The organism is Bradyrhizobium sp. MI1.10 (genome assembly GCF_055811035.1).
This window is the reverse complement of record NZ_JBVVPN010000001.1, coordinates 384,172-405,101: the sequence shown is the minus strand read 5'-3', so window position 1 is coordinate 405,101 and position 20,930 is coordinate 384,172. Positions and strand designations below refer to the sequence as shown.

General features: G+C 64.4%; 21 protein-coding genes, 1 tRNA gene and 1 pseudogene. 15 read left to right on the top strand and 8 right to left on the bottom strand.

Features of this window, described 5'->3' with window-relative positions; all coding sequences use genetic code 11:
• The first annotated feature begins 18 nt into the window (after positions 1-18).
• Both AC0L3K_RS01840 and AC0L3K_RS01835 read left to right on the top strand, forming a co-directional pair.
• Positions 19-276: a type II toxin-antitoxin system ParD family antitoxin gene (locus AC0L3K_RS01840; protein ID WP_354200315.1), complete on the top strand. Its 258-nt coding sequence runs from the start codon at positions 19-21 to the stop codon at positions 274-276.
• Positions 273-533: pseudogene (locus AC0L3K_RS01835) on the top strand (type II toxin-antitoxin system RelE/ParE family toxin); the annotation flags it as partial. The gene AC0L3K_RS01840 and the pseudogene AC0L3K_RS01835, both read left to right, overlap by 4 nt.
• A gap of 70 nt (positions 534-603) precedes the next feature.
• Here the strand turns inward: AC0L3K_RS01835 and AC0L3K_RS01830 are convergent.
• A tRNA-Leu gene (locus tag AC0L3K_RS01830) sits at positions 604-690 on the bottom strand.
• Between the two features lie 161 nt (positions 691-851).
• On the opposite strand from AC0L3K_RS01830, the gene AC0L3K_RS01825 reads away from it, so the two are divergent.
• Positions 852-1,817, top strand: a complete 966-nt coding sequence (locus AC0L3K_RS01825; RefSeq protein ID WP_354200314.1) for a complex I NDUFA9 subunit family protein — start codon at positions 852-854, stop codon at positions 1,815-1,817.
• 133 nt (positions 1,818-1,950) lie between these two features.
• Here the strand turns inward: AC0L3K_RS01825 and AC0L3K_RS01820 are convergent, their stop codons facing one another.
• Positions 1,951-2,757: an undecaprenyl-diphosphate phosphatase gene (locus AC0L3K_RS01820; protein WP_007598554.1), complete on the bottom strand. Its 807-nt coding sequence runs from the start codon at positions 2,755-2,757 to the stop codon at positions 1,951-1,953.
• Between the two features lie 170 nt (positions 2,758-2,927).
• Here AC0L3K_RS01820 and AC0L3K_RS01815 point away from each other — a divergent pair, with 170 nt between their 5' ends.
• From AC0L3K_RS01815 to AC0L3K_RS01805, 3 genes are all read left to right on the top strand, one after another.
• Entirely contained in the window at positions 2,928-3,620 is a 693-nt protein-coding gene (locus AC0L3K_RS01815) for a glutathione S-transferase family protein (RefSeq protein ID WP_007598553.1), read from the top strand.
• Positions 3,569-4,759, top strand: a complete 1,191-nt coding sequence (gene queG / locus AC0L3K_RS01810; protein WP_354200313.1) for a tRNA epoxyqueuosine(34) reductase QueG — start codon at positions 3,569-3,571, stop codon at positions 4,757-4,759. Before AC0L3K_RS01815 ends, queG begins: the two co-directional genes overlap by 52 nt.
• Positions 4,760-4,960: 201 nt before the next feature.
• Positions 4,961-5,758, top strand: coding sequence for an acyl-CoA thioesterase domain-containing protein (locus AC0L3K_RS01805; protein WP_473365420.1), 798 nt, complete (start codon positions 4,961-4,963; stop codon positions 5,756-5,758).
• 17 nt (positions 5,759-5,775) lie between these two features.
• Here AC0L3K_RS01805 and AC0L3K_RS01800 read toward each other — a convergent pair whose 3' ends face one another.
• Positions 5,776-6,243: a nuclear transport factor 2 family protein gene (locus AC0L3K_RS01800; protein WP_354200312.1), complete on the bottom strand. Its 468-nt coding sequence runs from the start codon at positions 6,241-6,243 to the stop codon at positions 5,776-5,778.
• Between the two features lie 149 nt (positions 6,244-6,392).
• Positions 6,393-7,229 carry an alpha/beta hydrolase gene (locus AC0L3K_RS01795; protein ID WP_473365419.1) on the bottom strand — a complete coding sequence of 279 codons (837 nt, stop codon included), beginning with the start codon at positions 7,227-7,229 and terminating at the stop codon, positions 6,393-6,395.
• A gap of 249 nt (positions 7,230-7,478) precedes the next feature.
• On the opposite strand from AC0L3K_RS01795, the gene infC reads away from it, so the two are divergent.
• Positions 7,479-8,018 (top strand): translation initiation factor IF-3, encoded by a 540-nt coding sequence (infC, locus tag AC0L3K_RS01790; RefSeq protein WP_085349942.1) that lies wholly within the window; start codon positions 7,479-7,481, stop codon positions 8,016-8,018.
• A 106-nt stretch (positions 8,019-8,124) separates the two neighbouring features.
• Here the strand turns inward: infC and AC0L3K_RS01785 are convergent, their stop codons facing one another.
• Positions 8,125-8,529, bottom strand: a complete 405-nt coding sequence (locus AC0L3K_RS01785) for a hypothetical protein (RefSeq protein ID WP_473365418.1) — start codon at positions 8,527-8,529, stop codon at positions 8,125-8,127.
• Between the two features lie 269 nt (positions 8,530-8,798).
• Here AC0L3K_RS01785 and rpmI point away from each other — a divergent pair, with 269 nt between their 5' ends.
• On the top strand, positions 8,799-8,999 hold the full coding sequence (gene rpmI / locus AC0L3K_RS01780) for a 50S ribosomal protein L35 (RefSeq protein ID WP_007598540.1): 201 nt from the start codon (positions 8,799-8,801) through the stop codon (positions 8,997-8,999).
• 80 nt (positions 9,000-9,079) lie between these two features.
• Positions 9,080-9,439 (top strand): 50S ribosomal protein L20, encoded by a 360-nt coding sequence (gene rplT, locus AC0L3K_RS01775; RefSeq protein ID WP_007598538.1) that lies wholly within the window; start codon positions 9,080-9,082, stop codon positions 9,437-9,439.
• A gap of 3 nt (positions 9,440-9,442) precedes the next feature.
• Here rplT and AC0L3K_RS01770 read toward each other — a convergent pair whose 3' ends face one another.
• Positions 9,443-9,853 carry a hypothetical protein gene (locus AC0L3K_RS01770; protein ID WP_354127087.1) on the bottom strand — a complete coding sequence of 137 codons (411 nt, stop codon included), beginning with the start codon at positions 9,851-9,853 and terminating at the stop codon, positions 9,443-9,445.
• 150 nt (positions 9,854-10,003) lie between these two features.
• Between AC0L3K_RS01770 and pheS the strand changes: the two genes are divergently transcribed.
• The 4 genes from pheS (at position 10,004) to AC0L3K_RS01750 (ending at position 14,841) form a co-directional block, all read left to right on the top strand.
• Positions 10,004-11,086: a phenylalanine--tRNA ligase subunit alpha gene (gene pheS / locus AC0L3K_RS01765; protein ID WP_027514765.1), complete on the top strand. Its 1,083-nt coding sequence runs from the start codon at positions 10,004-10,006 to the stop codon at positions 11,084-11,086.
• 86 nt (positions 11,087-11,172) lie between these two features.
• The gene (locus AC0L3K_RS01760; RefSeq protein WP_354200310.1) at positions 11,173-11,643 is read left to right on the top strand and encodes an endonuclease domain-containing protein; all 471 of its coding nucleotides are present in this window, start codon (positions 11,173-11,175) and stop codon (positions 11,641-11,643) included.
• Positions 11,640-14,048 (top strand): phenylalanine--tRNA ligase subunit beta, encoded by a 2,409-nt coding sequence (gene pheT, locus AC0L3K_RS01755; RefSeq protein WP_473365417.1) that lies wholly within the window; start codon positions 11,640-11,642, stop codon positions 14,046-14,048. Before AC0L3K_RS01760 ends, pheT begins: the two co-directional genes overlap by 4 nt.
• Before the next feature lie 22 nt (positions 14,049-14,070).
• Positions 14,071-14,841 carry a sulfite exporter TauE/SafE family protein gene (locus AC0L3K_RS01750; RefSeq protein WP_473365416.1) on the top strand — a complete coding sequence of 257 codons (771 nt, stop codon included), beginning with the start codon at positions 14,071-14,073 and terminating at the stop codon, positions 14,839-14,841.
• Positions 14,842-14,989: 148 nt separating this feature from the next.
• On the opposite strand, the gene AC0L3K_RS01745 is transcribed toward AC0L3K_RS01750, so the two are convergent.
• Positions 14,990-16,387 carry a flavin monoamine oxidase family protein gene (locus AC0L3K_RS01745; protein ID WP_473365415.1) on the bottom strand — a complete coding sequence of 466 codons (1,398 nt, stop codon included), beginning with the start codon at positions 16,385-16,387 and terminating at the stop codon, positions 14,990-14,992.
• Between the two features lie 192 nt (positions 16,388-16,579).
• Between AC0L3K_RS01745 and AC0L3K_RS01740 the strand changes: the two genes are divergently transcribed.
• The gene (locus AC0L3K_RS01740; protein ID WP_354200306.1) at positions 16,580-17,557 is read left to right on the top strand and encodes a YiiX/YebB-like N1pC/P60 family cysteine hydrolase; all 978 of its coding nucleotides are present in this window, start codon (positions 16,580-16,582) and stop codon (positions 17,555-17,557) included.
• Between the two features lie 230 nt (positions 17,558-17,787).
• Here AC0L3K_RS01740 and AC0L3K_RS01735 read toward each other — a convergent pair whose 3' ends face one another.
• Positions 17,788-18,063 (bottom strand): metal-sensitive transcriptional regulator, encoded by a 276-nt coding sequence (locus tag AC0L3K_RS01735; protein ID WP_007598521.1) that lies wholly within the window; start codon positions 18,061-18,063, stop codon positions 17,788-17,790.
• A gap of 50 nt (positions 18,064-18,113) precedes the next feature.
• Between AC0L3K_RS01735 and AC0L3K_RS01730 the strand changes: the two genes are divergently transcribed.
• Positions 18,114-20,549 (top strand): heavy metal translocating P-type ATPase, encoded by a 2,436-nt coding sequence (locus AC0L3K_RS01730; protein WP_473365414.1) that lies wholly within the window; start codon positions 18,114-18,116, stop codon positions 20,547-20,549.
• The last annotated feature ends 381 nt before the right edge of the window (positions 20,550-20,930 follow it).

Here is a 20,930-nt window from a genome sequence, read left to right as displayed (position 1 = left end):
TCGAACGGAGGTTCCGGTATGGCTGTGAGCGCCGATTTAGGAGAGACGCTCGAGAGCGTGATGAACGAGCTCGTGGCGTCCGGTCGATACCATTCCAAGAGCGAGGTGCTGCGTGAGGGCGTACGCCTCGTCCAGGAAAGAGAGGCCAGGCTGGCGGCCCTGGACGCTTCGATTGCACGCGGACTCTCAGATGCCGACGCAGGCCGGACCAGAGCGGGCTCTGACGTGCTCGATCGGCTCGAAGCCAGACTGGCGGTCCAGACGGACGGCAAGTGATCCTCACCGTCAGCGCTGAGGCAGAGGCCGATCTCGAACAGATCGTGGCGTATGTCGCGGAGCAAAGTCCTGCGAGCGCCCTCAAGCTCGTTCGCACGCTACGAGAAAAATGTGAGTCTTTGCTGGACGCCCCACGCGCCTATCCCTTGGTGCCGCGCTACGAGCAATTTGGTGTGCGCAGGGGTCCGTTCGGTCAATTTCTGATTTTCTATCGTGTGGGTGACGACGCGGTTGAGATCATTCACATCCTCCACAGCGCGCGCGACTACGAGGCGTTGCTGTTCCCTGAGGAGCCCGACAAGCAATTTCAATCGCTTAGGGAAAAGATGGTGCCCAGGAAAGGACTCGAACCTTCACGGCCGTTAAGCCACTGGCACCTGAAGCCAGCGCGTCTACCAATTCCACCACCTGGGCATGCCGGTTAGGCACGGAGGCGGTTACTACGGTTCGGTGACGCGGTTGTCAATTCATGCTTGAACCCCGCTTCGGGATGCGGATTGCGCATCGCAAACCGGCCCGATACAAGCCTGACGAGACGCACTCTTCCCGCAGGAACGACCCCAGGAATGGATCCCATGGCATCGAATCTGGACACGCTCGTCACGGTTTTCGGCGGATCGGGGTTTTTGGGCCGGAATGTCGTCCGCGCACTGTGCCGGCGCGACTACCGGATCCGGGTCGCGGTGCGGCGGCCGGAGCTGGCCGGGTACCTCCAGCCCTCCGGCAAGGTCGGGCAGGTCCACACCGTGCAGGCCAACGTGCGCTATCCGGCCTCGATCGAGGCGGCACTGCGTGATTCGCAGGTCGTGATCAATCTGGTCGGCATCCTCGCCGAGGGCGGCGCGCAGAGTTTTGATGCTGTCCAGGCCAGGGGCGCCGAGACCGTCGCCAAGGCGGCCGCGGCCGCTGGGGCAGACCTGATCCATGTCTCGGCGATCGGCGCCGACGCGGAATCGCCCTCGCGCTATGCCAGGGCCAAGGCGGCTGGCGAAGCGGCGGTGTTGGCCGCGGTGCCGTCGGCGACGATCTTCCGCCCCTCCGTGATGTTCGGCCCCGAGGACCAGTTCACCAACCGCTTCGCGGCGCTGGCGCGGATGTTGCCGGTGGTGCCGCTGATCGGCGGTGAAACCAGGATGCAGCCGGTCTATGTCGGCGACGTCGCCACCGCGGTCGCGGATGCCGTCGACGGCAAGGCCAAGGCGGGCGCGACCTACGAGCTCGGCGGACCGGAAGTGCTGACCATGCGCGAGATCATCGAGGCCATTCTCGAGATCGCCGATCGCAAGCGAATGCTCATGCCGCTGCCGTTTGGCCTCGCCCGCTTCAAGGCCAACTTCCTGCAATTCGCGCCGGGCGCGCTGAAGCTGACGCCGGACCAGGTCACGCTGCTCGCGCGCGATAATGTGGTGTCGGACGCGGCGAAGGCCGCTGGGCTAACGCTGGAAGGCCTCGGCATCACGCCCGACTCGCTTGAAGCGATCGCCCCGCAATATCTCTGGCGCTTCCGCGCCGCCGGGCAATTCCAGCGCAAGAGCGCGTAACCATCCCCCACCGTCATGGCCGGGCTTGTCCCGGCCATCCACGCCTTTTCAAGGGCCAAGAACGTGGATGCCCGGCACAAGGCCGGGCATGACGAACTTCAACGTCTGGACTGCAGTTGTTTGACGTTCGGGTTTACCGCCCCAGCGCCAGCGCGATCAGGCCGAGCGTGCCGACGATCACGCGCCACCAGGCGAACACCACGAAGCCGTGGCGAGTGACGTATTCCAGGAACGTCTTCACCACGATGATCGCGGTGACGAACGACACCACGAAGCCGATCGCGACGATGCCCATGTGGTCCATCGTCATCTCGGAGCGGTTCTTGTAGAAATCGTAGGCGAACGCGCCGATCATGGTGGGAATGGCGAGGAAGAACGAGAACTCCGCCGCCGCGCGCTTGTCGGCCCCCAGGAACATCGCCGCGACGATGCTGGCACCGGAGCGCGACACGCCCGGGATCATCGCGATGCACTGCGCGATGCCGATATAGAGATACATCAGCAACGGAAACCGGGTGGCGTCGTGCTCGCGCGCCTTGAGATCGAGCTTATCGACCCAGAGCAGGATGGCGCCCCCGACGATCAGCGAGAAGCACACCACCCATGGATTGAACAGCATGCTCTTGATGTATTTGCCGGCGACGAGACCGACGACGACCGCGGGCAGGAACGCCACCAGCACGCCGAGCACGAAGCGGCGTGCATAGGCGTCGCCCGTGAACATGCCGATTGCGACGTCCCATAATTTCTTGAAGTACAACACGACGATCGCGAGGATCGCGCCGAGCTGGATCAGGACCGTAAACGAATCCCAGAACGCGCCTTCGCCGAGATGGAAGAAGCGTTCCGCGAGCAGCAAATGGCCGGTCGAGGACACGGGAAGGAACTCGGTCACACCCTCGATGATGCCGAGGATCACTGCCCGGATTGCATCTGACATATTTACGGTCCATTTCGGCTGGAAAAGCGGGGATCTTCTCGCCCATCCGCTCCCTTGCTGCAATCGCAAAATGCGGCGTCGCGCCCTTGCTTCGCGGTTTTGAATGACTAGTGTGGCGCCGCACAAAACATTGATGGATTCTTAAGCACCATCACATAGTCAAAGGCTTCATGTTTACGCTGTTTCATCATCCGTTCTGCCCGCACTCGCGGTTCATCCGCCTGATCGCGGGAGAATACGGGCTTGAGCTGAAGTTGATCGAAGAGCGCAGCTGGGAGCGGCGCGAAGCATTTCTGCTGCTCAATGCGGCGGGCACGACGCCCGTCCTGGTGGACGACGAGCAGCCGCCGATCCCGGGCGCGGCGATCGTCGCCGAATATGTCGACGAGGCCTATGGCTCCGAGATGGGACTGAAGCGCCTGATGCCGGACACGATCGGCGAGCGCGTCGAGGTCCGCCGGCTGATGGCCTGGTTCAACGAAAAGTTTTTCGAGGAAGTCTCTCACCCGCTCGTCACCGAGCGCATCTACAAGCGCTTCATGAGCGAGGACAACGGCGGCGGACCGCCCTCGGCCGACGTGATGCGCGCCGCCAAGGCAAATGTGCGCTATCATCTGGCCTATATCGGCTGGCTGGCGCAGACGCGTAATTTCCTCGCCGGCGACCGGCTCAGCTACGCGGATCTCGCCGCCGCGGCGCACCTCTCGGCGATCGACTATCTGGGCGACGTGCCATGGAGCGAGGACGACGCGGCAAAGGCGTGGTACGCGCGGGTGAAATCCCGCCCCTCGTTCCGTCCGCTGTTGAGCGAATGGCTGGCCGGCGTGCCGGCGTCGCGGACCTACGTGGACCTGGACTTCTGAACTCCGATCCGACCGAACTGAAGACGGCGCTTGCAAACGAGGCACGTGCGCTCGGCTTCGATTGCATCGGCATCACGGAGCCCGGCACGATCGAAAGCGCCGGAAAGCATTTCCTCGAATTCATCGCATCCGGCGGCCATGGCGACATGGACTGGCTCGCCGCGCAGCCGGAGCGCCGGGTCGATCCGCGCGGGCTGTGGCAGGACGTGCGCAGCGTCATCATGCTCGGCGTCAACTACGGCCCCGACCAGGATCCGCTCGCGATCCTGCAACAGCGCACGCGCGCGGCGATCTCGGTCTATGCGCAGGGCGACGACTATCACGACCTCATCAAGAAGCGCCTGAAGGCACTGGCGCGATGGCTGGTTGCGACCTCAACTTGTGAGGTGAAGCCTTGCGAAGTGAAGGTGTTCGTCGACACCGCGGCCGTGATGGAGAAGCCGCTGGCGCAAGCCGCGCATCTGGGCTGGCAGGGCAAGCACACCAATCTGGTCTCGCGCGAATTCGGCTCCTGGCTGTTTCTCGGCGCGATCTACACCACGCTGGAACTGCCGCGCGACGATTCCGAGATCGATCATTGCGGCTCGTGCCGGGCGTGCCTCGACATCTGCCCGACCGCCGCCTTCCCCGCGCCCTACAGGCTCGATGCAAGGCGATGCATCTCGTATCTCACCATCGAGAACAAGGGACCGATCCCGCGCGAATTTCGCAAAAACATCGGCAACCGCATCTATGGCTGCGATGATTGCCTCGCCGCCTGCCCCTGGAACAAGTTCGCGCAGGAGGGCCGCGAGGCCAAGCTCGCCGCACGTGACGTTTTGCGCGCGCCGGGTCTCGCCGAGCTCGCACGGCTCGACGACGCTGCGTTTCGTGCGCTGTTCACGAAGTCTCCGGTCAAGCGCATCGGCCGCGAGCGCTTTTTGCGCAACGTGCTGATCGCGATCGGCAACTCCGGCGATGCGGCACTGGCGGACGAGGCGCGGCGATTGCTGGAGGATGAGAGCGCGCTGGTGCGCGGGGCTGCGGTGTGGGCGCTAGGGCAGTTGATGCCGCGGGATGAGTTCGAAACGATCAGGACGAATGCGATTGCTGGCGAGCGCGACGAAAGCGTGCATGAGGAGTGGCGCACCGCCTCCTAGTTCCTCTGCTGTCATGCTCCGCGAAAGCGGGGCATCCAGTACGCCGCGGCGTCTCGACTGAACCACAGCCGTCTCGGAGTACTGGATCGCCCGGTCAAGCCGGGCGATGACACTGTTGTTGTGATGAGAGCGCTTCGCGCCTCCTCACCATGAGGATTGAGCATCTTGATTTCCCCGCAGCTTCCCGCAAAGTCGCGCGTCATGACAAACATGCCTTTCTTCACCCGCGACGGCGACACATTCCATCCGATGGAAGTCGCCAACGGCCCGTGGGATCCGAAATCGCTGCACGGACGCGTCATCATCGGCCTGCTCGGCTTCGCCATCGAGGAGCGCCATTCCGGCCCCGAATTCGTGCCGGCGCGGCTGACCGTCGATATGTTTCGGCTTCCGACCATCGACAAGCCGATCGAGATGACGACACGTCTGGTGCGCGACGGGATGCGCATCCGCGTCGTGGAAGCAGAGTTCTTATCCGGCGGCGTCGGCATGGCGCGCGCTTCGTGCCAGCTGTTGCGGCGAACGCAGAATCCGGACGGCAATGTCTGGTCGCCGCCGAACTGGGACGTGCCGAAGCCGGCCGACATTCCCAAGCCGACCGATCCCAGGCTCGGCATGAACGGCAAATGGACCACGCGACCGATCGTCGGCCACATGGGCTCGCTCGGGCCACGAAAGCTCTGGATGAGCGAGGTGCGCGAGCTGGTCGCGGGCGTGCCGATGACGCCGTTCGTCCGTGTCGCTACCGGCGCGGACTTCGCCAGTCCGTTCGCCAACGCCGGCGACAAGGGGCTCGGCTACATCAACAGCGACGTCACGATCTATCTGCACCGCCTGCCGGTGACGAACTGGATCGGCTTCGACGTCGTGAACCACCAGGCCACCGATGGTGTGGCGATCGGCGAGTGCTGGCTGTACGATGAAGCGGGCCCGATCGGCACCGCCACAGTTGCGGCGCTGGCGCAGCGCAAGCCGATGGTAAACCCGTCGAAGCGGTAGGTACGCAAGAACGACGGCTAGCCAAAATGCCGCTGCATTTCCGGCCGCGCCTTGAGTTCCGCGCCCTGCCTGGCGACGATCTTCGCGATTCTATCAGGTGCAAACTTCAAATCGACAAACGCCGGCGCGGTGTTGGCGACCTCGTGATAGCTGACGATCCTGCCGTCTCGAAGCGTCATGATCGCCACGCCCTCGAACATCGCCCGCGCGCCATTCGCCTCCGGCAAGGTCGAGCGATAGCTGAACGTGTAGCGCGCATAGAGCGTGGTGCTGTTCGATACCGGGTCGTGCATGTCCCAGCGGAAGTCGGTCGCCGTGCGGTAGAACCAGTCGTCGATCATCGCGGCGATCTTCTCGCGGCCGGCGAAGGCGCCATAGAACACGTCGTGATAGACGCCGTCCTCGGTGAAGAGATCAGCGAAGGCTTTTCCGTTGCGTTGTTCGACCGCGTCGCAGAAGGCGCGCAGCATGGCGGTGGTGGTCATCGGCGATTCTCCCCTCCCATTCTCAGTCATGCCCGGGCGTGACCGGGGCATCCAGTACGCCGCGGCTTCTCGGCTTGAGCACGAGCGCCTCTGGAATACTGGATCGCCCGATCAAGTCGGGCGACGACACCGAGTGCTAGGTCGCGATTTCACCCGATCTCGGCCACCGCGGCAAGAATGCGGGCGATGTCCTGCGGGCGCGAGAGGCGGTGATCGCCGTCCTGGATCATGGTCAGCACGACATCGTCGGCGGGCAGGCGATGAGTCAGCGCGAACGCGTGCTGCCAGGGCACGTCAGGATCCTGCGCTCCTTGCAGGATGCGAACGGGACAGCCGAGGTCGATGGCGCTGCCGAGCACGAGATGGTTGCGCCCCTCCTCGATCAGATTCCGCGTGATCGGATAGGGCGAGCCGTCGCCATAATCCGATGGTCTCAGCCAGACGCCTTTGGTCTCGATCTCCTTCTTCACCGCGGCCGAAAAATTCTTCCACATCAGCTCCTCGGTGAAATCGGGCGCCGGCGCGATCAGCACCAGGCCCGCCAGCGAGGCTTTGGCTTGCTGTGTCTCTTGCCGCTTTTTGATTTCGCGCGCGAGCAACAGCGCCATCCAGCCGCCCATGGACGAGCCGATCAGGACTTGCGGGCCGGCGCAGAACCGCTCGAACACCGCGACGCTTTCCTCGAGCCAGCGCCCGATGGTTCCGTCGGCGAAATCGCCACCGGATTCGCCGTGGCCGGAATAATCGAACCGGACCAATGCACGGCCGTGATCCCGGGCCCATTCGTCCAGCGCCACGGCCTTGCTGCCCCGCATGTCCGATTTGAACCCGCCGAGCCAGACCAGCCCCGGTCCTTGAGCAGATTCTTGACCAGATTCTTGACCAGATTCTTGCGCCGCGCGGCGGCGCACTGCGATCCGGCGTGCGGACGGGCCCTCGCCCAATTCGATGAAGTCGAGCACGGCATCGGGAATTGCAGGGGTCATGGAACGTTTACTCTGGCTGTGCAGTTTGAGCTGTCCAGACGCGCTCCGCAGCGCAGCCGGACGTCGGCATTTGCCCTTTGGGACGCTTGCGGAACGGAAGCAAGGTGTCTATGTCCCTCTGCGTGCCCCGCCGTGGCCAAAATGCCTCGCATTTGAGGCTTTTTCGACCGCCGCACGAGCGATTGCTTGCCGGCAACCGTATCTTCCTGCAAAATAGCCGCCTCTTTTCATAACTTTGGAGAACCACCCATTCGCCGTCCCAATAAAGCCCCGCCCACTGCCGCCAAAGACGGGCCGCGCATCAATGACGACATTCGCAATGCGCAGATCCAGCTGATCGATCAGACCGGTGACAACAAGGGCACCATCGAGACCGTCGCGGCTATCCGCCTGGCCCAGGAAGCCGGCATGGATTTGGTCGAGATCTCGCCGAACGTCAGCCCTCCCGTCTGCAAGATCATGGACTACGGGAAGTATAAGTATTCCGCGCAGAAAAAAGCCGCCGAAGCCCGCAAGCGGCAGAAGATCGTCGAGATCAAGGAGATCAAGCTCCGCCCGATGATCGACGACCACGATTACGAAGTGAAGATGCGCGCAATGCAGCGGTTCTTCGAAGAAGGCGACAAGGTCAAGATCACCCTGCGCTATCGCGGCCGCGAAATGGCGCACCAGGAGATCGGCACCAAGCTGCTCGACAAGATCAAGACCGACGTCGCCGAGCTCGCCAAGGTGGAGCAGGACGCGCGGTTCGAGGGCCGTCAGGTCGTCATGGTGCTGGCGCCGCGCTGACGCGAGTTGTTCAGGATTGAGAGTTCAACGGCCCGTCCGGCTTTCCGGCGGGCCGTTTTGTTTTGGCCGAGGAAGAAGGGGAGGGAGCGCATCGAATGCTTGACGACTAACTCCTCGTCGCCTGCCAGGTGCCGCTGCACTGATCGCCGGAGATGATACCCCTCCACGAGCCGGCGCCGTTCACGCCAGCGAGCCGACCGCCGCCGCTGGCATGGGACGCCCCGACCGAGACATGGACCGCGACGGTACCGCTGCGATTGACCTTGCCGGAGACCCGGCCACCGCCGGCGGACGACACCCGACTGCCGGCGACGGTGAAGGGAACGCTGTAGCCGGAGCTGCAGTTGCCGCGGGTGGTGGCGAAGGTGACGTTCCAGACGCCGTCGTAGCCGCGGATGCGCGCATCGGCAGTCGACGGACACGCGGCCATGGCAAGCACGGCCAACAGCGCCAGGCGGCACGGACGAGCGAGATCCGTCAAAGACGGAAGCGATTGGGAAAAATGGGGCATTCTGGTCCTGCTCCGGGCGACACGCTCGGACATGAGGTTAGCAATTCCGGATAGTCGGCGGCTAGGTTCCGCCGGTTCATCGTTGCCAATTCGCCCGTCCTCTGTCATAAGCCCAGCCTTCATTGCCCGGCTGATTAAGGGCTGCCGTGGCGGTGTCCGTGCGGGTTTCGCGCTTGTTCGTAAAACCTGAGCACAATCAACGCTCTAACGAGCATTTTGACGGCCAGCCGCCTTTGCGGGCGGATTTCTATGGCCATTAGGAGAGCCAAATGCCCAAGCTGAAGACCAAATCGGGCGCTAAAAAGCGCTTCAAGGTGACTGCCACCGGCAAAGTGATGTTCGCGCATCGTAGCAAGCGTCACGGCATGATCAAGCGGACGAAGAAGCAGATCCGGCAGCTGCGCGGCACCGCCGTGCTGTTCAAGACCGACGGCGACAACGTCAAGAAGTACTTCTTGCCGAACGCCTGATCGCGTCCACGATCATTGCCACCCGCGCCGCAGCTTTCGCGGCGATCCGAACATCAAGTCACTTCTGAAGGATATTTGTCATGGCTCGCGTCAAACGCGGTGTGACCGCCCACGCCAAGCACAAGAAAGTCTACAAGGCCGCCAAGGGTTTCCGCGGCCGCCGCAAGAACACGATCCGCACCGCCAAGCCGGCGGTCGAGAAGGCTCTCGTGTATGCCTTCCGTGATCGCAAGCGCAAGAAGCGGACGTTCCGCGCGCTCTGGATCCAGCGCATCAACGCCGCCGTGCGTCCGTTCGGCCTGACCTACAGCCGCTTTATCGACGGCATGGCCAAGTCCGGGATCACCGTGGACCGCAAGGTGCTGTCGGATCTCGCGATCAACGAGCCCGCGTCGTTCCAGGCGATCGCCGAGAAGGCCAAAGCCGCTCTGGCGGCCTGAAGCCTAACGGCCGGCTCCGCCGGCCTTCAGCGCGCGTTGCGAGTAGCGCTGGGCGATCTCCGCCCGGCAGAATGCGGTGAATGACAGATACATGGTGCCGGATTTATTCCGGTACTTCCGGTCGCACACGCGCATCTCGCGTTGGTAAGCCTGTTTCCGCGCACTGTTGAGGCTGGGCATGAAGTCCGCCTCGCATTTCTTCTCGACGGCGGCGCCGAGCTGGACATCGCCGCTCGCGGTCAATTGGCAATCCTGAAACACTTTCATCGCGCTTTCGCAGCCCTTCTGGGCACCGATGGTGTCGACGACCTCGTCCAGCGTCATGGATTTCTCCATGCAGACCATGGCGCGCGCCGGGGTGCTCGTGACAGAGAGAACGACGGCGAGAGCAGCCAGACCGGATCTTGAGAGCATCGCGAAAGTCTCCTCATATCCTCCTTGGTGCCAGCCTCCCGCGCGAGGTTCAACCCAGCCGCTCGTCAGCCCGAATCACCGGCTTTTCGCTTGACGTTACGGCCTTCGGGCGGCGACAACCCAGCCGAATTTGGCAGCAGGGATTTGACCGTGTCCGACCTCGCAATGCTCGAAACATCCATCCTCGACCAGATCGCCGCCGCCGGCGACGAGGCCGCCCTCGAAGCGGTGCGCGTCGCAGCCCTCGGCAAGAAGGGTTCGATCTCGGCACTGCTTGCCACGCTCGGAAAAATGTCGCCGGACGAGCGCAAGACGCAAGGCGCCGCGATCAACCAGGCCAAGGACAAGGTCACTGAAGCGCTCGCCGCGCGGCGCGACGTCTTGAAATCGGCGGCGCTCGACGCGCGGCTTGCGTCGGAAACCATCGACGTCACCCTGCCGCTGCGCGATGCGCCGGCTGAAGCCGGCCGCATCCATCCGCTGAGCCAGGTCTGGGACGAACTGACCACGATCTTCGCCGATATGGGATTCTCGGTCGCCGAAGGCCCGGATATCGAAACCGACGACTACAACTTCACCAAGCTGAATTTTCCGGAAGGCCATCCCGCGCGCGAGATGCACGACACCTTCTTCTTCCATCCGAAGGAGGACGGCTCCCGCATGCTGTTGCGAACCCACACCTCGCCAGTGCAGGTGCGCACCATGCTGAGCCAGAAGCCGCCGATCCGCGTGATCTGCCCGGGCCGCACCTATCGCATCGATTCGGATGCGACGCACACGCCGCAATTCCACCAGGTCGAAGGCCTCGTCATCGACAAGCACTCGCATCTCGGCCACCTCAAATGGATCCTGCACGAGTTCTGCAAAGCGTTCTTCGAGGTCGACCATATCAACATGCGTTTCCGGCCCTCGTTCTTCCCGTTCACCGAGCCGTCGCTGGAAGTCGACATCCAGTGCCGCCGCGACAAGGGCGAGATCCGCTTCGGCGAGGGCGAGGACTGGCTCGAGATTCTCGGCTGCGGCATGGTGCATCCGAACGTGCTGCGCGCCTGCGGCATCGATCCCGACGAGTACCAGGGCTTCGCCTGGGGCATGGGCATCGACCGCATCGCCATGTTGAAATACGGCATCGCCGATTTGCGCCAGCTGTTCGACAGCGACGTCCGCTGGCTCTCCCATTACGGCTTCAAGCCGCTCGAAGTGCCGACGCTGGCGGGAGGGCTGAGCTCGTGATGGGCTTGCCCGGACACGCGTACGCAAAGACTCTCTCCGTTCCCTCCCCCCTTGTGGGGGAGGGTCAGGGAGGGGGGTAGCCGCGGATGCCGCACGCAGTTGTAAGCCAGCGTCAGCGCGGCCGGGCGAAGCAGCTTCGCCAAGCGATGACGCGCGCCGAAACACTGCTGTGGCGGTATTTGAAGGCTAACCGGATGGATGGTGTCGGCATCCGACGCCAGACGCCGATCGGAAACTACATCGCCGATTTCGTTTGTTTCTCATCAAAACTCATCATCGAGGTCGATGGGGAATCTCACGATTTCGAAGAGCGCCAAAAGGCGGATCAACAGCGCGATGCGTTCTTTGCTGCCGAGGGTTTTCAGGTTCTGCGCTTCACCAACGAGCAGGTGATGACAAATCTGGAGGGCGTTGTTGAGGCAATCCGCCAGGCGGCATCCGCCGGAGCCCGCGGCTTACCCCCCTCCCTGACCCTCCCCCACAAGGGGGGAGGGAACATTGACACCGACAAAAGCAACTCAGTGAACACCGACAAGAGCCGAGGCACACAGCCATGAAATTCACTCTCTCCTGGCTGAAGGAACATCTCGACACCGACGAGCCGCTGGACAAGCTGGCCGAGAAGCTCACCATGATCGGGCTCGAGGTCGAGAACATCGAGGACAAGGCGAAGGCGCTGAAGCCCTTCACCATCGCGAAGGTGATCTCCGCCGAGCAGCATCCGAATGCGGATCGTCTGCGCGTCTGCATCGTCGACACCGGTGACGGTGGCGCGCCCGTGCAGGTGGTGTGCGGAGCGCCGAATGCGCGGACGGGGCTCGTCAGCGTGTTTTCGCCGCCCGGCACCTACATTCCCGGCAAGGACATCACGCTCGGTGTCGGCACCATCCGGGGTGTCGAGAGCCGCGGCATGCTGTGCTCGGCGGCCGAATTGCAGATTTCCAACGACCATGACGGCATCATGGAATTGCCCGCGGATGCGCCGATCGGCGCTGCTTACGCTGCATGGGCCGGCCTCGGCGATCCCGTGGTCGAGATCAATCTGACACCGAACCGGCAGGACTGCACCGGCGTGCACGGCATCGCGCGCGATCTTGCCGCCGCCGACATGGGCAAGTTCAAGGACCCCACCATCAAGCCGATCAAGGGCGAATTTCCTTGCCCGGTTAAGGTCACGGTCGAGGACGCGACGTTGTGCCCGGGTTTTGCGCTGCGGCTCGTGCGCGGCGTGAAGAACGGGCCGTCGCCGGAGTGGCTGCAGAAGCGGCTGACCGCGATCGGGCTGCGTCCGATCAACGCGCTGGTCGACATCACCAACTTCATGACTTACGACCGCGCGCGGCCGCTGCACGTGTTCGACGCGAAGAAAGTGAAGGGCAATCTCGTGGTGCGCCGCGCCCGTGACGGCGAGACGCTGCTCGCGCTGGACGGCCGCACCTACAATCTCGATCCCAACGTCTGCGTGATCGCGGACGAGCACGGCGTCGAATCGCTCGCCGGCATCATGGGCGGCGAGGCCTCGGGCTGCGACGAGACCACCACGGACGTGCTGATCGAATCGGCGCTGTGGAACGAGATCAACATCGCCCAGACCGGCCGCAAGCTCGGCATCAATTCGGACGCGCGCTACCGTTTCGAGCGCGGTGTCGATCCGGCTTTCATGGTGCCCGGGCTAGAGCTCGCGACCAAACTCGTGCTGGAGATGTGCGGCGGCACGCCGTCGGAGAACGTCGTGGTCGGCAAGACCTTCGGCGACGACCGCGTGATCGATTTTCCGGTCAACGAGGTCAAGCGGCTGTCGGGCATCGAAGTGCCGATGCCGGAGATGAAGCGCATCCTGACCCATCTCGGCTTCATGATGGCGGGCCCGGGTCCGGTCGTGAAGGTCGCCGTGCCGTCGTGGCGTACCGACGTGCACGGCAAAGCCGACATCGTCGAGGAAGTCGTCCGCATCCACGGCGTCGACAAGGTGCCGATGACGCCGTTCGAGCGCGGCGAGGACGCACGCAAACCCGTGCTGACCCCGCTCCAGCTCCGCACCCGCCGCGCCAGGCGCGCGCTGGCGAGCCGCGGCATCATCGAAGCGGTGACATGGTCCTTCATCACGAAATCCGCGGCCGAGTTGTTCGGCGGCGGCCAGCGCGAACTCGAGGTCGCCAACCCGATCGCGTCGGATTTGTCCGACATGCGCCCGACCCTGTTGGCGGGCCTGATCGCGGCGGCGCAGGCCAATGCCGATCGCGGCTTTGGCGATGTCGCGCTGTTCGAAGTCGGGCAGGTGTTCAAGGGCGATCGCCCGCAGGATCAGTTCATGGCGGCAAGCGGCGTCCGCCGCGGCTTTGCGTCATCGCAGGGTCTCGGACGGCACTGGTCGGGTTCGGCGCCGGCTGATTTGTTCGACGCCAAGGCCGATGCGCTCGCGGTGCTCGCTGCCGCCGGCGCACCGATGCAGGCCCTTCAGATCGTCGCGGGCGGCCCGTCCTGGCTGCATCCCGGGCGCTCCGGTACGATCCAGATCGGGCCGCAGAACGTGCTGGGTTATTTCGGCGAGATGCATCCGCGCGCGCTCGAGGCGCTCGGCGCCGGTGGCCCGCTGATGGTGTTCGAGGTGATCCTCGACCGCATCCCCGAGGCGAAGAAGAAGCCGACCCGTGCCAAGCCCGTGATCGAGCTGTCGGCATTTCAGCCCGTGTCGCGTGACTTCGCCTTCATCGTCGACCGCACCGTGAAGGGCGGCGACATCGTGCGCGCGGCCCAGAGCGTCGACAAGAAGCTGATCACCGCTGTGAACGTATTCGACGTCTACGAAGGCAAGGGCATCGACGACGGCAAGAAGTCGATCGCAATCGCGGTGACGATCCAGCCGCGCGAAAAGACCCTGACCGACCAGGAGATCGAGGCCGTTGGCGCGAAGATCGTGGCGGAGGTGACGAAGAAGACCGGCGGCACTTTGAGAGCATGATCATGCTCGAGAATCATAGAGCATGAATCTCACTGACTTTCTTCCAAAGGACGTCAGCCTCACCATTGCGATGGCGCTCTGCGCCGTCGCTTTCGTTTCGGGCACCGCGCGCGGCTTCTCCGGCTTCGGCTCGGCGCTGATCTTCATGCCGTTGGCGAGCAGCATCGCGGCGCCGCGTCTGGTTGCCGCGCTGCTCCTCGTGATCGATTTCGTCGCGGCCGCGCCGCTGCTGCCTGACGCCTGGCGCAAGGCCGACCGCAAGGCCACTGCCGTGATCGTGCTGGGCGCGCTGGTCGGCGTGCCCGTCGGCACCTATTTCCTCAGCGCGCTCGAACCCGTTACGACGCGATGGATCATCTCCTGCTTCGTCGCCGCGCTGTTGCTTCTGCTACTGTCGGGCTGGCGCTATCGCGGCAAGGACCACGCCTGGCTCTCGGTCGGCATCGGCAGCCTCTCCGGCTTCTGCAGCGGCCTCGCCCAGACCGGCGGCCCGCCGATCGTCGGCTACTGGCTCGGCCGTCCCATCGCCCCGATTGTCGCGCGCGCCAACATCTTGCTGTTTTTTGGCGCGTCGGATTTTTTCTCGATGGTCAGCTATGCGACGACCGGCCTGATCTCGCGCGAATCGCTCGTGCTCTCGCTCATCGTCGGTCCGGTCTATGCGATCGGCGTCGCCTTCGGTGCGTCGCTGTTCGGCCGTGCCAGCGAAAAGGTGTTTCGCGCCATTTGCTACGCGCTGATCGCGACCGCGGTGGTCGCGGGACTACCGCTGCTGGATGGGATTTTGCGGTAAGCCATCCATTTTCGTCCTGGCGAAAGCCAGGACCCATTACCCCGGTCAGTGTTTGTAGCGCGAGTTGGCGACCAAAAGTCTTCGCCAAACGACTTCCTGGGGTAATGGGTCCCGGATCTGCGCTGCGCTTGTCCAGGACGACGATGACTCAATTGCTCTGCTGCCGCGGCGCGCGCCGCTTCTTCGTCGACTGCGTCGGGACATCGGCCGGCTCGTCCTTGAGCGCGCCGATCTTGCGCAAGGCTGCGTCCGCGGCGCGCTCGCCGCTTTCCCAGGCGCCGTCGACAGTGCCCCACAGCGTCTCGTGCGTGGCTTCGCCGGCGAGGAACATGTTGCCGATCGGCTCGGCCAGGATTCTTCGCGAGAGCTGACCGCCGGGCGAGGCCGCCGACATCGCACCCATCACGAAAGGCGAGGCGTTCCAGCGCGTCACGCTGGCCTTCTGCACTGCGGCGGCGACTTCGCTGCCGAACAGCTTCGTGATCCATTCTCTGGCGAAGGCCGTCATCGCCTTCTCGCCTTGCTGAGTGAGATCGCGGCCGAACGAGCCGCCGACATCGATCGAACACAGCGAGGAGCCGCCGATATTGGCGAACATCAGCGCTGTGCGCGTCGAGTTGCTCTGCTCGATCAGGATGTCGTCGCGCGACAGGCCGAGCGGATTGCCCGGCAGTTGCAGCACGATGTGATCGTAGCTTCCGAGCGTGAGCTTCGATGCAGCATCGAGCGTGCGCTTGGGAATGTCAGGCCCAAACTTGATCGCGCCCGAAATCAGCACATTGGTCGAGACTGTGATGATGGCGGCGCGTGCGGCGATCTTGCCCGCCTGTGTCTCCACGCTGACGTCGCGATTGCTCCAGACGATCCGGCTCGCCGGCGTCGACAACGCGACCGGCGCCTGCTCACCGAGTTTGGCGATCAGGGTCCCCAGGCCCTGGCGGCAGGCGATCGCGGCGTTGCGATCCTGTGCCCGCGCCTTGTCGATCGCAGACAGCTCCTTCAGGTCCTTGCCGGCGAAGCTCGCGCCCAGCATGAACTCGGCCGCGCCGGCCCAATCACCGAGATCCTTCGGCAGCACCGAGGCGCAGGCGGTATCGAGCTTGCCGCGCGCGGCCTCGTCGATGGCGCGGTTGGCGCGCACCAGCGCCGCCAGGAACTCCTCGGTCTCGCCGGCCCGCGCATTGCGGCGGCCGATGCGCATCTTCTGGCCTGATGGGGCCGGCAACACGTCGAGCCCGGCGCTGCGCGCCAGCCGGATCATCGGATTGGTGTCGGGATTGTGCATCCAGCGCGCGCCGCGATCGAACGGCGTGTCGAAGGTGGTCGTATCCGTGATGCAGCGGCCGCCGATCTGCGACGCCGCTTCCACCACCACGACCTTGCGATTGGCCGCCATGATGCGCCGCGCCGCGGCAATTCCGGCCGCGCCCGCGCCGATCACGACAATGTCAGCCTCGCGCGGCAGGGTCGCGGCGGTTGCGCGCAGGACCGGCATCGCGGCAAGGCCCGCCGACGCCGATAGGAAGCTGCGGCGCGTGATTGTCATGGCATGGTTTCCGGAGACTTGCAGCAAACGGGAACAGCTAGCGAACCTTGCCGTATCTGATGTTGCGCGGCAACCATCATGGTGAATCAATCGTGCTTGATGTCACGGAGCGATGAACCGAATTGCAACACGTTCCGACCATGGTAGAGAAGAGAAAAAGACGGCCGGAAAAGGCCGTGGGGGAGTTTTGAAATGGGGACGGTCCTGGATTCAGTCGGCAAGCTGATTGCCGCGTACCTCTCGAAGGAGGTGCCGGGCTATGAGCCGTTCACGCCGAGCGACCCCGAGCATCTGCGCGGCATCATGGAGCCCGGCGACGTGCTGCTGGTCGAGGGCAACAACCGCATCTCCGGCATCATCAAATATCTGACGCAGTCGACCTGGTCCCACGGCGCACTCTATGTCGGCCCGATCGAGGGCGCGGAAGAGCCCGACGGCGAGCCGCACGTGCTGATCGAGGCCAATATCGGCGAAGGCGTCACCTCCGCGCCGCTGTCGAAATATTTCCCCTATCACACCCGCGTCTGCCGCCCGGTCGGGCTGTCCTATGAGGACCGCACCACGGTCTGCCGCTATGCGATCAACCGCATCGGCTTCGGCTACGACACCAAGAACATCGTCGACCTGATGCGCTTTCTGTTTCCGCTGCCGATCCCGCAGCGCTGGCGGCGCCGCATGATCTCGATCGGCTCGGGCGATCCCACCAAGATCATCTGCTCGGCCCTGATCGCGCAGGCGTTCGACGCCGTGCGCTATCCGATCCTGCCGAAGATCACCAAGGCCGGCAGCCGTGCTGCCCGCCGCGAGATCCTGCATATCCGCGATTCCTCGCTCTACATGCCCCGCGACTTCGACATCTCGCCCTATTTCGAGGTCGTCAAACCCACCATCGTGCACGGCTTCGACTACACCGCCTTGCACTGGGCCGACAAGCAGAAGCCGCTCGAGGAGGTAGCCGGCACATTCAGTGTGTTTCCAGAAACGTTCAGTGCGCCGCCGCTCGTTCCTGAAGCGATTGACGAAGAGGCGCCGGTTCCGGCTGAAGAAGTGAGCGCGCATCCAGCGGAGATGGTCGATCGCATCACCGTCTCGGAGCGCTTCCGGCGGCTGAAGAAGCTGGCCATGGACCGCCCAAGGCGGCGCGGTCGGGCGCGCGAAAGGGCGGCGTAGCCTCGACTGCCCTTGCGTCGTCCTGGCGAAAGCCAGGACCCATTATCGCAGAGAGACGTTTGGCGAAGATTCGTCGTTCGGTACAGCTACCTGGCAAGCTCGATGGATTCCGCGGTATGGGTCCTGGCTCCCGTGCGCAATTGCGCACTAGGCCACGACGACGCCAGAGGAAATATCGCGCATCCCTCTCCGCCATTGTGCGAGCGTCGCAAGGGAGCGACGAGCAGAACCTACCGCTCCGCCCGCCCGATCACCGCCATCAGCTCCGCGATCTTCTCGCGCTGGTCCGCCTTGTCGCCGCTCGCGATCGCATGCTCGACGCAATGGGCGACGTGATCTTTCAGAACCTCTTCCTCGACCCGGCGCAGCGCGGCGCGCACCGCCGAGATCTGGGTGACGATGTCGATGCAATAGCGGTCTTCCTCGACCATTTTCGAGAGGCCGCGAACCTGCCCCTCGATCCGGCCAAGACGTTTGCCGACGGATGCCTTGATGTCCTTGCGCATGCGGTCTATATACCCCCCTAGGGTATAACTTGCAAGGCCGGAGCGTGGCAATGAACGACGCCGAACATGAGCACCGTCACAGCGCGGACACACATTCCGGATGCGGCTGTTCCAGTAAGGGTGCCCCGGTCGACAAGCCCGCGGCTGCGTCCTGCTGCGGCGCGCACGGCGATCACGCGCATGACCACGGCGCCGCGGCAAAAGTCCGCGATCCCGTCTGCGGCATGACGGTCGATCCCGCGACGTCCAAGCACCGCTTCGACCATCATGCCGAGACCTTCCATTTCTGCTCGGCCGGCTGCCGCGCCAAATTCGCCGCCGACCCCGCAAAATATCTCGCCAAAGAGAAGACACCCCAGCCCGAGATGCCCGCAGGCACGATCTACACCTGTCCGATGCATCCGCAGATCCGCCAGGCCGGACCCGGCACCTGCCCGATCTGCGGCATGGCTCTGGAGCCGGAAGTGGCAAGTTTGGAGACCGGCCCCAATCCTGAGCTTGCCGACATGACGCGGCGGTTCTGGATCGGCGGCGCGCTGGCGCTGCCGGCCGTCGTGCTGGAGATGGGCGGCCATCTCGCGGGCCCGCACAACTGGATCGATGCGACGCTGTCGAACTGGATCCAGCTCGTCTTCGCCACGCCCGTGGTGCTGTGGGCCGGTTGGCCGTTCTTCGTCCGCGGCTGGCAGTCGCTGCTGACGCGCAACCTCAACATGTTCACGCTGATCGCGATGGGCACGGGCGTTGCCTATGTCTACAGCCTGATCGGCACCATCGCGCCGCAGATTTTCCCGGCCACCTTCCGCGGCCACGAAGGCGCGATCGCGGTCTATTTCGAGGCGGCGGCGGTCATCACCGTGCTGGTGCTGCTCGGGCAGGTGCTGGAGCTGCGCGCCCGCGACGCGACGTCGGGTGCGATCAAGGCGCTGCTGCAGCTCGCTCCGAAGACCGCGCGCCGCATCGATGCTGAGGGCGGCGAGCACGAGGTCGAGATCGACGCACTTCATGCCGGTGACCGCTTGCGCGTGCGTCCTGGCGAAAAAGTGCCGGTCGACGGCGTCATTCTGGAAGGTCGTTCCTCGCTCGACGAGTCGCTGGTCACAGGCGAATCCATGCCGGTGACCAAGGAGACGGACGCGAAGGTGATCGCCGGCACGCTCAACCAATCCGGCAGCTTCATCATGCGCGCCGACAAGGTCGGGCGTGAGACGCTGCTGTCGCAGATCGTGCAGATGGTTGCGGACGCGCAGCGCTCGCGCGCGCCGATCCAGCGTCTCGCCGACCAGGTCGCGGGCTGGTTCGTGCCGGCAGTGATTGCGGTCGCGGTCGCTGCTTTCGCGGCCTGGGCTTGGTTCGGGCCGGAGCCGCGACTGGCCTTCGGCCTCGTCGCCGCCGTCAGCGTGCTGATCATCGCCTGCCCCTGCGCGCTTGGCCTGGCGACTCCGATGTCGATCATGGTCGGCGTCGGCCGCGGCGCGCAGGCAGGCGTGCTGATCAAGAACGCCGAGGCGCTGGAGCGAATGGAGAAGATCGACACGCTGGTGGTCGACAAGACCGGCACCCTGACCGAGGGCAAGCCGAAGGTGGTCGCGATCGTGCCGGCCACCGGCTTTGCGGAAGATGATATCCTCCGCATGGCCGCCAGCGTCGAGCGCGCCAGCGAGCATCCTCTGGCCGATGCGATCATGCGCGCCGCAAAGGAGAAGCAGCTCGCGCTGGGCCAGGTCGAGCAATTCGATTCGCCGACGGGCAAGGGCGCGACCGGCAAGGTCGACGGCAAAACCATCGTGCTCGGCAATGCCAGATATCTGATGTCGATCGGCATCGACACCCAAGCACTCGATGGCGAGGCCGAACGGCTGCGCGGCGATGGCGCGACCGTGATCAACATGGCGGTCGACGGCCGGCTTGCCGGCCTGTTCGCGATCGCCGATCCGGTCAAGGCTTCCACGCCCGAGGCCCTGAAGGCACTGGCAGCCGAAGGCATCAAGGTCATCATGCTGACCGGTGACAACCGCACCACGGCCGAGGCCGTCGCACGCCGGCTCGGCATCGCCGATGTCGAGGCCGAGGTGCTGCTGGATCAGAAGAGCGCGGTGGTGACAAAGTTGCAGAAGGCCGGCCGCAGCGTCGCGATGGCCGGCGACGGCGTCAACGACGCGCCGGCGCTGGCCGCAGCCGAAGTCGGCATCGCCATGGGCACCGGCACGGACGTGGCGATGGAGAGCGCCGGCGTCACGCTGCTGAAGGGCGATCTCACCGGCATCGTGCGGGCGCGAAAACTGTCGCAGGCGACGATGAGCAACATCCGGCAAAACCTGTTCTTCGCCTTCATCTACAACGCCGCCGGCATTCCGATCGCGGCCGGCATCCTCTATCCGACCTTCGGCGTGCTGCTCTCGCCGATCATCGCCGCGGCCGCGATGGCGCTGTCCTCGGTCAGCGTCGTTGGAAATGCGCTGCGGCTGCGGGCAACGCGGCTGTGAGCGAGCGCCCTCTCTCTCGCACCGTTCACGAAACGAGGTAAGATGCGCGTAGCCCGGATGGAGCGGAGCGAAATCCGGGATCTGTCCACGTATCGAAGCCGCCACGGATTGCGCTTCGCTCCATCCGGGCTACCACATCATCGCCGAACGCGGCGTGCGTTATGGCCGCGTGGTGATGATCCCGACGGGGACAGCAAGCAGGCGAAGGCACGGAAGCAGGCGCACCGGCATGAGTAGATTTGCCGCGCAGGCGGTGCGTTCCCCTCTCCCCTTGTGGGAGAGGGTGGCTCGCCGCAGAGCGGCGAGACAGGTGAGGGGTATTTTTTAGCGCCAAAACCGACAGGGACAACCCGAGAGCCCCCCCACCACACGCACGTCACG